The sequence below is a fragment of the Pedobacter superstes genome, from assembly GCF_037622515.1.
Taxonomy (GTDB): Bacteria; Bacteroidota; Bacteroidia; order Sphingobacteriales; family Sphingobacteriaceae; genus Paradesertivirga; species Paradesertivirga superstes.
Genome location: NZ_JBBJCN010000004.1, coordinates 293,828 through 307,835, shown reverse-complemented (window position 1 = coordinate 307,835; position 14,008 = coordinate 293,828). Strand labels below are relative to the sequence as shown.

Below are 14,008 nucleotides of genomic sequence, written 5' to 3'. Positions count from 1 at the left end.
CAGACACAAAACATAAAAGTAAAACCTGTATTATCCCTCTTAATTCGGATATATTGATCAAAGAAACCAGTCGCTTCTTGCATACTTTCTATGAAAATATCCTATAACAGATGGAAAGGATTCTATAAAAAGCATCTTTCTTGGTTCCTTATATTTGACATTTGGCCTGGCCTGCATTTCATTGTTTTGTAGGTTACACGTAATGAACCAATTACTTTCTAACCATTTAAGTACGAGTTATATCTATGTCAGCAACGGCTTTTACTTATACTTTAAGGACGGATATCAAAGCTGAGGATAGGGTCGTAAGTGCTGATAAAGCGTTTGAGACTTTATTTAAAGATTATTATGTAAAGCTCTCTTTCTTTGCTAATAAGTTTGTGAATGATCTGCAAGTTTCAGAAGAAATCGTATCCGATACTTTTGCTTATTTGTGGGAACATCGGGGACAAATGGATGTTAGTACTTCTGTCAATGCATATTTATACAGGATGGTTCAAAACCGATGTCTGAATTATTTGAAACATAAGAAGGTCGAAAGTGAATATGTGAACTACCTGGCCAAACACAACATGTTGTCAGAAATTCCTGCCGTTGTGAGAAATCCCTGCCTTGAAAAAGAGTTAGAAGAGCAAGTTTATAAAGCTGTTGAGGAATTACCTGAAAAGTGCAGAGAGGTTTTTAAATTAAGCAGGTTTGAACATCTGCAAAATAAAGAAATTGCTCGAAAACTGAATATCTCTCAAAAAACTGTCGAACGTCATATGACTATCGCGCTTGAAAAGATGCGTCATTATTTAAAACACCTGTTTATATTTCTCGCCGTTTTGACGTCTTTTTAAAATAAATAAATTTTTTTTTGGGGGTTCTCTCCATCTTAATTGTCTTATATCTGTTCACATGAAGGAGGATATTAAAAATTCATTAATTAAATATATTACTGGGCAGGCGGATGAAACTGAATCTGCCGAAGTAAGGGAATGGATTAAAAGCACTCCCGGGAATGAAGAGAATTACTTTCAGCTTTATGAGGCCTGGCATAACAGTTTATACGCAAATAAGGAAATATTTGATGTTGATGATGCCTACGAAACCTTTCTTCATAGAATTGCTGGAAAGAAACCACTTTATAAACGGCTGAGTTTCTGGACAAGACTTTCTTCGGCGGCCATTATTATTTTAATGTGTTCAATAGGATATTTTCAGTACAATAAATTCAAAAGATCAGAAATTTTAGTTGCACTGGAAGTTCCAAAAGGTATGACTAAAAAAATAATATTGCCGGATGGAAGTATAGTTTGGGTAAATGCCGGAAGCCAGATTTCTTATTCAAAAGATTTTGGGAAACAAAACAGGACAATATTTTTAAAAGGGGAAGCATATTTCGATATCGCGAAAAGTGACACAGAAATTCCTTTTCTGGTTAAAGCGGGCATTTATACTATAAGGGATATAGGTACCGTATTTAATGTTAAAGCCTATCCCGATGAATTATTTGAAACTACTGTGGTTGAAGGAAAAGTCTCTGTTGAAGGAAAATTAACGGAAGGATCGGACGAGGAGGGAAAAGTGTTCCTGGATGTTAACCAGGTATTGAAAATTAACAGGATAAGTAACACAAATAAGAAGAAGGATTTAGATCTGGAACCTTTAAAAGTAGTACAAATCGAAAACTCCCAGATAAACGAATATAATGGTTGGAAGGAAGACCTATTGATATTTGACGGAGATACATTTGAGGAAATAGCTAAGATTCTGGAAAGAAGATATAATGTCAGTATCGTATTTGCTGATGATGAATTTAAAAAAATTCAGTACTCAGGAACCTTTAAAAAATTAGAAAATATATCTAAAGTCTTTAATGTTATAAAAGAGACAACTCCACTTGAGTACAACCTGGCTAATGGTGTAATCATTATAAAAAAACCTAACTAAACTAATTAAGGATAAACTTAAAACTATATAATATGCCATAGAAAATTTCCGATAATAAAAAACCGGGATGCGCTAACACCCCGGAGTTTCTGAATTAAATAGCTAATACCCATAGCTTGGGGAAGCGTAGTATTAACTAGTATAATAAACCAAATTTATGATTTTTTTGTGTAGAAATTCTCTATTCGCTGTTCCTATTGGGCGAACAATTTTAAGAGCTATGAAGCTTACAACTATTTTGATCTTTTTCGGTGTAATGCAGATTCATGCTGCAGGGTATTCGCAGAATTCATTTACAATGAATGAGGCGAATACAACGGTAAAAGAAATGCTTAAGAAAATTGAGCAAAGCAGTGACTATACCGTTTTTTACAGGCATGATCAGATAAAACTTAATCAAAGGATCAAGGTTTTTGCAGAAGAAGCATCAATAGAAACGATAATGAAACAGGTGCTTCAAAACCAGCCGCTTACGTTTGAGGTTATTGATCAAATGATTGTTATTAAGTCTGTTAATGACAAAAATTCTTTAGTGGATTACACTATCTCGGGAACGGTGAAAGATGAACAGGGTGAAACCCTGCCTGGGGCAAGTGTAAAGTTGAAAGGAACTAATTTAGGCGTTTCGACGGATGTTAATGGTGCTTTTTCATTAAATGTTCCCGGTAATGAACCTGTTGTATTGGTTGTTAGTTATTTGGGCTTTAAACAACAGGAAGTTAGTGTGGGACCGAATCAAAGCCGCGTGGATATTCGCCTTCAGGCAGATGCCGCTTCTCTTGAAGAAGTTGTAGTAATTGGATACGGAACAGTTAAAAAGCGCGATTTGACAGGGTCTGTAGCATCGGTTAAGGCGGAAGATATTACCCGTGTTCCTACACACAACGCTGCGGAAGCAATACAGGGAAGAATTGCGGGAGCTGATATTACACGGTCTTCGGGCGTACCTGGTGCTAGTACAAACATTACCATTAGAGGAAATAAATCCATTGCCACCAGGGATGAACTGGCCAGCAGAAACGGCCCTTTATATATTATTGATGGCTTTCAGGGCGGCGATATATCAACCTTGAATCCGAATGACATCGAATCCATTGACGTCTTAAAAGATGCCTCATCAACAGCTATATATGGTGCTCAGGGAGCAAATGGTGTTGTAATCGTAACTACCAAAAAAGGAGTTGCAGGAAAAACCCGGGTGAATTATAATGCTTATTACGGCGTAAATAATTATCGGTTCCCGGATTTGAGAACTGGTGATGAATATTTACAACTAAGAAGAGAAGCGGGAAGAACTACAGGTATTTGGACGAGTCCGGCGAATGATGATAAAATATTTACCGAAACTGGCGAATTAAGTGCTTATCAAAATGGCCAATGGATCGATTGGTATGATCTGCTTCAACGCAATGGTGCTCAGCAAAGTCATTCTTTAACCTTAAACGGCGGAACGGAGAAAACCAGAATTGTTGGCTCAATAGGATATTTTGGTGAAACCGGAATGTTGCGAAACAGTGATTTTAACCGCTATAACGGTCGCTTTAACGTGGATCAGATCATAAATAAATGGGCGAAGGCTGGGGTTCAAACCCAGGTTACGTATTCAAAGCAAAATCTCCGAAACGACCCCTTAAGTCAGGCCATGTCTGTTAGTCCCTTGGGCACGGCATATGACGATAACGGCGAGGTTGATTTGTATCCGCTATTAGTAGCCGGACAAAGAGGGGGAAATATAAGTCCTTTAGCTGACGAGGCAACAGAATTTGTAGCAAGAAATAATACGTTGGCCACTAATATCATTGCGAATGGATTTGTTGAACTAAGTCCTTTAAAGGGTCTTTCTTTCAAGTCTAATTTTGGCACCAACTTCCTTTTTAATAAAAATGGAATGTTCAATGATAAAGAATCCTTGCAGCGGTATACAACCGGAATTTCTCAGGCATCTGTTAGAAATCGTTTTAACCGGTTTATAAACTGGGACAATGTTTTGACCTACAATAAGCTAATACAAGATCATTCTGTTACACTGACAGGTATTACAAGTTACCTTCAGAGTGATGGAGATATGACTTTTGCTCAAGGCATTAACCAGGTATTGTCCTCTCAGTTGTTTTATAACCTTGGTTCGACCAGTGCAGATGCGGGAGCAAGAACTATAAATTCAGAATATGTGGGCTGGAATAATATGGCCTATGCCGGAAGACTGAATTATAGCTATAAAGGCAAATATCTGCTAACGGTTTCAGGTCGTTTCGACGGATCCTCCCGTTTATCCGAAGGTAAAAAGTGGGATTTCTTTCCATCAGCGGCAATTGGCTGGAATTTAAGCGATGAAGCTTTCTTTACTTCCCTCAAGTCGACGGTATCTAATCTTAAATTAAGAGCCAGTTATGGAGTTTCAGGAAACTATAACATTGCACCTTACGGAACACAAAGCTTACTTGTTCCGTTTAACAGAATGGGCTTTGGAGATGTTGCTGCCCCTGCATATTTATTTGAAGGAACAGTTGCTAATGAAGCTTTAGGGTGGGAGAAATCTGCCGCTACAAATATCGGTTTAGATGTGGCATTTCTTAATAACAGAGTGAGTGCAACACTTGATTTTTATAACACGATTACTTCAGATATTCTTCTTCCTAGAGACTTGCCTTTATCATCTGGTGTTACCAGGATTTATGAAAATATAGGTGAAACACAGAATAAGGGAATTGAACTGGCAATCAACTCAACAAATATCCAGTCAAAGGATTTTAGGTGGTCTTCAACTCTTACTTATTCAAGAAATAAAGAGGAGATTACCAAATTAATCAACGGGACAAATATTATAGCAGCCTCAGGTACAGAAGAGAATTCTTTATTGCTTGGTCATCCTATAAGTTCGTTCTATACTTATCAAAAACTTGGCATTTGGCAGACTGACGAAGAGGCAGAGGCCGCAAGATATAAAGCTGGCAGCACAACATTTAAGCCTGGAGATATAAAGTTGGCAGACTTAAACGGCGACATGATATTGGATGCTAAAGATTATACATATGTAGGCTCTACTGTACCAAAATGGGTGGGAGGTTTTCAAAATACGTTAAGCTATAAGGCTTTTGATTTGAATTTATTTCTTGTTGCAAGAATTGGCCAAACCATAGACGCAGAATTTCTGGGCCGTTATAATCCATCAGGAACTGGTAACAGTCCTGCGATGCTTAATTACTGGACTCCTGAAAATCCTTCAAACGACTTTCCTCGTCCACGTTGGGGAGCCGCACTGAATACCTATACAGGATATCAATCGCTTACCTATGTAGATGGCTCATATGTAAAGCTTCGGAATGTAACGCTTGGCTATACACTTCCTCAAAGCATTACCAATAAGATCTCTGCCGGAAAGGTCAGATTGTATGCAACAGGATCAAATCTGTTTACAATCACAAAAAACGATTTAATTAAAGATTATGATCCTGAAAGAGGTGGCGCAGAATCGTCGCCTTTAAGCAGACAGTTTGTTATTGGACTTAATTTTGATTTGTAATTATTAGATATTAGTCATGAAACATATTATATATATATATACAGGATGTCTTTTTACAGTGCTCATCGCAGGATTTACATCTTGCAGGAAGCTGGATGAATATAATCCGTCCGGAGCTACAGCTGATGCTGCCTGGAATACTCCACAGGGTTTCGTTACCCTCGTAAATGCTGCATATTCGGATCAGCGAAACTGGTATGGGAAAGAGGATGGAATATTTATGAGCGAAAGTGGTACTGACCTTTGGTTTAACAGGGAAAAAAACACCTACGCCCAGCAACTTACTAAATATGTTAACCTCACTCCATTGCAAGGGAATCCGGTAAGGGCAACCTGGACCAATCTCTGGAAAGGAATTAATCTTTGTAATGCAGGGTTAGAGCGAATTGGTGATGCGGGTTTTACTAATGCAACTGAACGGAACAGACGTGAAGGTGAGTTACGTTTTCTAAGAGCTTTTTACTATTGGCATATCGTAGAAACCTGGGGGGGAGTGATGTTACGTACCACTGAAACTAAGGAACCAGAATTAACAGCTACCAGAAGTTCAGTAAATGATTTTTATCAATTAATATTTTCCGATCTGGAATTTGCTGCCGCAAATCTTCCCTTGCAACAGGATTGGGGAAATGAATATAGCAGAGCCAGCAAAAAGTCTGCGCTTGGTTTTTTAGCCCGGGCAAATTTGTCAAGAGCTTATTATTCTTTAGCTGCTGGAAACAAGCCTGAAGCGGATGTCTATTTCGCCAAGGCCAGAGATTTAGCAAAAGAAGTGATAAGCAGAAAATCTGAATTTGGAATTGATTTATGGGCTACACCTGCAGATTTGTGGAATCCTGCGAATAACAAAAGAAACAAAGAGGCATTATATACTATAAGTATATCTTCTAACATAGGATTGAATATAGAAGATAATGCTAACCGTGTGTTCATGACATTCCAAACACCTTACACCGGAGATTTAAAACCCGCCTTAGAATATAGCCTCGCATACGGTTACGATAATGAGCGCCGTTTAATGCCAACCTTAACTTTGCTCGATTATTTTGATGAAAGCAAAGATGCACGCTATGCTGCCTCTTTTCAAGAAATATGGATAGCAAATACTTCTCAGAACTTTACATGGACCTCTGCAAACATTGCAAAGTTTCAAAAAAGCGCGGCTTTAACCGGTAGAGTAATAGTAACTGGGCGTGATACTTCCTTATATATTACTAAAAAACGTATTACTAATGAAGCCCAACGCCCATACGTCGTAATTGACCGGGACAGTATTTACGCTGCAAATGGCTCTATTAGAGCAGGAACAAGAGATTACATTAATTTTAAAAAGTTTATGGACCCAAATAGGGCAACTCCAATCTCTAGAGTAGGAACCAGAGATATTTTGGTGATGCGTTTAGCTGAAATGTATCTCATTGCTGCAGAAGCAGAATATCAATTAGCTAATCCTAATGAGGCGGCAATATTAATAAACGTCTTAAGAACTCGTGCTGCATTGCCTGGAAAAGTTGCAGATATGCAAATTACCGGGGCTACCCTAACTTCAGGAGGAATTGATTTTATCTTAGAGGAGAGGGCCAGGGAGTTATGTGGCGAATACGTTAGATGGTTTGATGTAAAACGAATTAAATATGGGAATAACGGTCAGGATTTCGTGGATTTCATCAGAACCAAAAACTCCGACATCACAGACGTGCAGCCTTTTCATCGTTTAAGACCTATTCGTCAGGAAGAATTAAACTCCCTCCTAAACGGGGCGGAGTTCGGAAATAATCCGGGATATAATTGATCTAATATCTGAATTTAAAATAGAACGGGGAGGGTTTCAGTCCTTTCCCGTTTTTTATTGTTCAGGATTATCCGATTTTGTAACGGTTTAGTTGCATTTTTCGCTAATATCCTATAGTACTTTGAGAAAATGTTACAGAGAATCAGGTTGCTTTAATTCTAAATTTGATATCTAACCATAATACCCAATCACACGCACAATTTTCTAAGCAGAAGATTAGATGAAAAAAATTACGCCCTTTGTTTTGACCTTGATTAGCATCGTGTTTTTTGCTATTCCATCAGCCGAGTCTGTCGAAAAAGTCAAGAATATCACGATAGTTATCCCTTTAAACAGCCATAGCCGATTAATATTCGGAGCAGAAAATCTGAGCAAAGCGTTAAAAGAAATAGGAATTAAAGCGACCGTGCTTCAGCAGAACCAGCTTCCTAAAACATCCGGGGTTATTGTTGTGGGATTAGCCGGCAGCGACTTAATTAAAAAATCGGCATCGGCGTACAAACTTACCTTAAATGCCAATTCGGGTAAAGAGGGCTTTGCAATCGCATCAGCAAAGAATACAATCATAGCCGGAACAGATGCATCAGGTGCTTTGTACGGATGCATTGAACTTGCGGAGCGTATTAAATCTGAGGGGAAGCTTCCTGATAATCTTAATGTTTCTGATAAACCAGAAATGGTTCTTCGCGGTACCTGTATCGGGCTTCAAAAACCATATTATCTTCCGGGCAGAACAGTGTACGAATATCCATATACTCCCGAAACTTTTCCCTGGTTTTACGATAAACAACACTGGACAAAATACCTGGATATGATGGTAGAAAACCGTTATAACTCTTTGTATTTGTGGAACGGACATCCATTTGCATCCCTGGTAAAACTTAAAGATTATCCCTATGCTGTAGAAGTAGATGATGCTACCTTTAAAAAGAATGAAGAAATGTTCCGCTTTCTTACAGAAGAGGCAGACAAACGTGGTATCTGGGTGATCCAGATGTTCTATAATATTATCGTGTCCAAACCTTTTGCTGAAAAGCATAATATAAAAACTCAGGAAAGAAACAGGCCAATTGTTCCTTTAATCGCAGATTATACCCGTAAATCAATCGCTGCTTTTGTAGAGAAATATCCCAACGTAGGTTTACTTATTACCTTAGGTGAAGCCATGGAAGGTGCGGGGCAGGATGATGTGGATTGGTTTACGAAAACTATTATTCCGGGTGTTAAGGATGGCCTAAAGGCATTGGGGCAAACCAATGAACCTCCGATCGTTCTCCGTGCCCATGACTCGGATGCTCCCCGGGTCATGAAAGATGCTTTGCCGCTTTATAAAAACCTATACACAATGGCAAAGTACAATGGTGAGGCTCTTACAACCTATACTCCCCGTGGAAAATGGGCCGAGCTGCATAGAAGTTTAAGCAGAATTGGAACTGTACATATTCAGAATGTCCATATACTGGCTAATCTTGAGCCTTTTCGCTACAGTTCGCCGGATTTTATTCAAAAATCTGTTCAAGCCATGCACAATGTTTATGAAGCAAACGGACTTCATTTGTATCCCCAGGCATCATATTGGGATTGGCCATATACCGCAGATAAAACTAAAGAACGCTTATTGCAGGTCGAACGCGACTGGATGTGGTATAAAACATGGGCGAGATATGCCTGGAAAGCTAATCGCGACAGAAATGAAGAGGTTAATTACTGGGGTAATTCTCTGGCGCAAACATTTGGTTTAAATGCAGATCAGGGTAAACAAGTGCTTGCCGCCCAGGAAGAGGCAGGAGAAATTTCGCCAAAATTATTAAGAAGATACGGAATTACTGATGGTAATCGCCAAACCCTGACTTTAGGAATGTTGATGACTCAACTGATTAATCCCTTCCGTTACGGTTTGTTTACAATGCTTTACGAGTCGGAAGCGCCGGAAGGTGAAATGATTATAGAGTATGCTGAAAAGGAAGCTAAACATGAAAAGCATATTGGAGAAACACCCATACAGGTTGCAGAGGAAGTAGTAATTCATGGAAGGAAAGCCGTGGAAGCCATTGAAAAAGCTGCCCCTTTTGTCACAAAAAATAAAGACGAGTTCGAACGCTTGAAAAATGATATGTATTGTTATAATGCAATGGCAAATTATTATTCAGATAAGGCGAAGGCGGCTGTCGCTGTTTTACGATTTAAATATTCTGATGATGTAAGCGATTTAGACAAGGCCCTTCCATTTCTTGAAAGCAGTGTTAAGCACTATGCCGAACTGGTGAAATTTACCAAAGATTCCTATTTATATGCGAATAGCATGCAAACCTCTCAACGCAAAATTCCAATGCGCGGAGTTGATGCTACCTATATCAACTGGTATGAAATGCTTCCGGTTTTTGAGAAGGAACTTAATACTTTTAAGAAGAGTATTGATTCATTAAAAACTAACAAGGCTGCAGGCAATAACAAGAAAATGCCTTTTAAAAATGCTGATGTTAAACTCTTAAGTAAAACAGGATCATTTTATACCCTGTCTCCGAACCAATCTGTTTTTGCCGACTCAGTTGTGAAGTTGAGTGATGTTGCCGTTGAACTCCAGGGATTAAAAGCAATACGTTTTGTTAAAGCTCAGCAGTTAAAATCAGGTACAAGTCTGAAATTTTCGACTTCAAAGCCTGTTAAATTATTGGTTGGATATTTTAAGGCGCAGGAAACTGCTTTTGCGAAAGCTCCCGAATTGGAAACCGATGCCAGTGCCAATGATTATGGACAGGGGGAAATAAAGATTTCAAATGCTTTGCTAGCTGGAAAATTACCCACAGTAAATGTTCACTCATATTCGTTTAAAGAAGGAACACATACCTTAAACCTTCCAAAAGGAGCATTGCTTATTTTGGGTTTTATTGATGGAAACCAGGAAGTAAAAATTTATAATGCAGGTTTAGGTGCATACGGAAAGGAAATCGACTGGTTATTTGAATGATAAATTTGATTCTAAAGTATATTAGCAATGAATTATAAATATATAAGTGTAGTTTTTATATCGATCTTACAATTTAATATAGGATTTTCTCAAAGTCAGAAGGTATTAAAAACGGAAGATCTGAGTAGGTATGTATCCGAGTTTAACACCCAGGATAAAGAGGAGGCGGTTATTAATCTTGTTCCAAACGCTCAATCATTTGAATGGCTTTCAGCCAATATCCCTTTGTTTGACTGTCCGGATTCTGCCATAGAAAAAATATATTATTTCCGTTGGTGGTCTTACCGGAAGCATATCAAACAAACTCCCGAAGGGCACGTCATTACCGAATTTATTACACCTGCCAATCATGCAGGAAAATATAATGCGATAAGCAGCGGGTTAGGGCACCAGATAAACGAAGGTCGATGGCTGCACAATCAGAAGTATATTAAAGATTACATTAATTTTTGGTTCTATATCGACCCTAAGCATAAGGTTCAACGCTTTCATGCATTCAGCAGCTGGGTACAGGATGCTGTTTACGACCATTATAAAGTTGCTCTTGATAAACCTTTTCTTGCGAATCTTTTGCCGGAGCTTGATGCCGATTATCGCAAATGGGAGCTGGAGAAGCAACTTCCAAATCAGATGTTTTATCAATTCGATGTGCGTGATGCGATGGAAGAATCTATTAGCGGATCCCGGAAGGATAAGAATATCAGGCCAACGATAAATAGTTATATGTATGGAAACGCAACAGCATTGTCGGAAATGGCTAAAATGTTTAATAACGATACTTTAGAAAGAAGGTATGAGAAAAAGGCTTCATTTTTGAAAAAGGCGGTTCACGAACAATTATGGGACGATTCGGCTTCTTTCTTTAAAGTGCAATACGAAAAAGGTGGATTATGCGATGCCCGGGAGGCTATTGGTTTTATACCCTGGTATTTTGACCTTCCTAAAGACAAAGCTAAATATGCGAAACAATGGGATCAATTGCTTGATAAAAGCGGTTTCAATGCTCCATGGGGATTAACCACGGCTGAAAGGCGTCATCCCCTTTTCAGAACCCACGGTTCTGGTCACGGTTGCGAGTGGGATGGCCCGGTTTGGCCCTATGCAACTACTCAGACACTAAAAGGACTTTCAAATTTGCTTACCAATTACAAGCATAAGGGATCGATGACAAAGCAGGTCTTTTATGATGAACTTCATAAATATGCGATGTCTCATCAAATGAATGGCAAAACTTATATTGGCGAGTACCAGGATGAAAAAACCGGGGAGTGGCTCAAAGGCGATAATCCCCGCAGTAAGTTTTATAACCATTCAGGATTTGCTGATCTGATTATTAATGACCTCGTTGGTTTAAAACCCAGACCTGACAATATTCTTGAAGTTAATCCACTTTTGCCCGACAGTCAATGGGATTGGTTTTGCCTCGATCAGGTATCTTATCACGGAAAAATGCTAACCTTTCTTTGGGATAAGGACGGAACTAAATATGGTAAAGGCAAGGGGTTTAGAGTTTTTGCTGATGGCAAAGAAATCGCTAAGTCTGATAAGTTAAAGAAAATTAAGACCAGGTTGATTTAAGAATGAACCCAATAGGTCTAAAATATTAAACAAAATAGGTTTAAGTGCAGCAAATACATTTTGACATTTGACCTTAGCCAGAGATCTAGAATTAATAAAAAGATCACTCCTGCGTCGAAGTGACAAAACGTTCCGTAGAACTGAACGCAATAAACCCTGTAGAAATAAACAAAAGATAATGAAATTGAACCATTTGAGACTTTTCACAATTGCCGCTTTACTGATTTGCTTTTCCTCAATATCTGCATCAGCTCAAAGCTATTACAATGTGGTAAAATACGGGGCCAAAAATGACAGCACTAAGTTAGCAACCATTGCTATTAAGAAAGCAATAGAAGCCGCATCTAAGGCTGGAGGAGGAACTGTTTATTTTCCGGCAGGTAAATACCTTACCGGTTCCATTCACTTGAAAAGTAATATTACTATTTTAATTGATGCAGGAGCAGAGCTTCATTTTAGCGATAATTTCGATGACTATCTCCCGATGGTTAAGAGCCGCTACGAAGGTGTGGATGTAACCAGCTTTTCGCCCTTGTTCTATGCATATAAAGCAGAAAATATAGCAATAGTTGGAAGAGGGTTAATTGATGGTCATGGCAAAAAATGGTGGAATTTTGTTGAGGGGTATAAGGAAGGCCAGCCGCGCTCTAAATGGCAGCTTATGTTTGATGATCTGAATAAGGACATTCTTTTACCTGATGATCCAAGGCAAATGAAGCGCGGATTTCTTCGTCCTCCTTTTATACAGACCATGTATTGCAAGAATGTTCAGATTGAAGGGATCACTATACAGAATTCACCATTCTGGACTGTTAATCCTCAATTTTCAGAAAATGTGACGATCAACGGGGTCACCATCCTTAATCCTAAGTCGTTTGCTCCAAATACTGATGGAATAAATCCTGAATCCTGCAATAACGTTCATATATCTAACTGCCATATCAGTGTGGGTGATGATTGCATCACGATCAAATCAGGTAAGGATAAACCCGGCCGGGCCATGAATACGCCGGCTGAAAACTATACAATCACTAATTCTACAATGTTATCAGGTCACGGAGGTGTGGTTATTGGCAGTGAGATGTCTGGAGGTGTTAGAAAGATCACCATTTCAAACTGCATTTTCGATGGAACCGATCGTGGTATACGTATTAAATCTGCACGGGGAAGGGGAGGAATTGTTGAAGAGATCAGGGTGGATAACATCGTGATGAAAAATATCAGGGATCAGGCTATTGTACTCGATCTTCAATATGCAAAAACAGATCCTGAGCCGGTTTCGGAACGTACCCCGCAATTCAGAAATATTCATTTCAGCAACATTACTGGTTCAGGTATTAACGAGGCCTGTTTTATTAATGGCCTTGTAGAAATGCCCGTTGAAAATATTACGTTCAATGATATTAACATAGACTCAAAAACAGGATTTAATATTAAAGAAGCCAGAAGAATAGAGTTTCATAATGTACAGGTAAATACAGAAATAGGTCCATCAATAAAGGCTGAGAATGTCAGAATTCTGGAGGTTGATAATGTGAAATCCTTCAGTCCGCACGCAAATGTGCCTGTTTTGGATTTTACAAACGTTGAGGAAGCTTTTATCTACGATTCGTTTTCTCCGGCAGGAACAGATGTGTATTTAAAGCTTAAAGGCGACAAAACCAAAAGCATCACGCTTGATGGAAATAATTTTAGAAACGTTAAAACACCGATTGTGAAGGAAAATGGCGTGACTGAAATTGTTCAGCTTGAGCAGAGGAATATTGTTAGATAATTGAGGCGTCAAATTGTTGACATGATATGAACAGATCTAAGAACTTCCAAGTTGCTTCACAAAACCTCTTGCAATCCGCTCATAGCCGCGGGGGCCTAGTAACTTTTGTCTTGAAACAAAAGTCACCAATGCCGAGCCATAGCGAGTCCATGAACACCAATAAAATAGACAACAAGTGAATAAATTCAAGAACAGAACGAAGCTTCAGCCGCACGGGCAAAGCACCCGGCCCGCCGTTCTGCTCGGGCCAGCGCTCCACCGGATTTCATGCCTATGCAAATCGCCGATCAAATTATGTTAAGCGGTCGGCAGTACACTAACAGCAGCGGATTCCGGTGTTGGTGTCTTCACCCGTACCTTGAAAGCGTTCGGACTGGTTTTATCCAGGCATTAAGTGTCAAACACCTCAAAGGTGTCAGACACTTTTCAATTAATGGA

Annotated in this window: 7 protein-coding genes; all 7 read left to right on the top strand. The window is 39.0% G+C overall.

Translation table 11 applies throughout. From position 1 onward, the window contains the following. The first annotated feature begins 245 nt into the window (after window positions 1–245). The 7 genes from WG906_RS13320 to WG906_RS13290 all read left to right on the top strand — a co-directional run bounded on the left by WG906_RS13320 (window position 246) and on the right by WG906_RS13290 (window position 13,570). Window positions 246–842 carry an RNA polymerase sigma-70 factor gene (locus tag WG906_RS13320; protein ID WP_339993191.1) on the top strand — a complete coding sequence of 199 codons (597 nt, stop codon included), beginning with the start codon at window positions 246–248 and terminating at the stop codon, window positions 840–842. A gap of 58 nt (window positions 843–900) precedes the next feature. After that, entirely contained in the window at window positions 901–1,935 is a 1,035-nt protein-coding gene (locus WG906_RS13315; RefSeq protein WP_339993190.1) for a FecR family protein, read from the top strand. A 220-nt stretch (window positions 1,936–2,155) separates the two neighbouring features. After that, the gene (locus tag WG906_RS13310) at window positions 2,156–5,458 is read left to right on the top strand and encodes a TonB-dependent receptor (RefSeq protein WP_339993189.1); all 3,303 of its coding nucleotides are present in this window, start codon (window positions 2,156–2,158) and stop codon (window positions 5,456–5,458) included. Between the two features lie 16 nt (window positions 5,459–5,474). Then, on the top strand, window positions 5,475–7,250 hold the full coding sequence (locus WG906_RS13305; RefSeq protein ID WP_339993188.1) for a RagB/SusD family nutrient uptake outer membrane protein: 1,776 nt from the start codon (window positions 5,475–5,477) through the stop codon (window positions 7,248–7,250). A gap of 220 nt (window positions 7,251–7,470) precedes the next feature. Further along, a complete protein-coding gene (locus tag WG906_RS13300; protein ID WP_339993187.1) occupies window positions 7,471–10,218 on the top strand; it encodes an alpha-d-galacturonidase in 2,748 nt (915 codons plus the stop codon). A gap of 27 nt (window positions 10,219–10,245) precedes the next feature. Next, entirely contained in the window at window positions 10,246–11,796 is a 1,551-nt protein-coding gene (locus tag WG906_RS13295; RefSeq protein WP_339993186.1) for an MGH1-like glycoside hydrolase domain-containing protein, read from the top strand. A gap of 178 nt (window positions 11,797–11,974) precedes the next feature. Then, complete coding sequence (locus WG906_RS13290) at window positions 11,975–13,570, top strand: glycoside hydrolase family 28 protein (protein ID WP_339993185.1); 1,596 nt, start codon at window positions 11,975–11,977, stop codon at window positions 13,568–13,570. The last annotated feature ends 438 nt before the right edge of the window (window positions 13,571–14,008 follow it).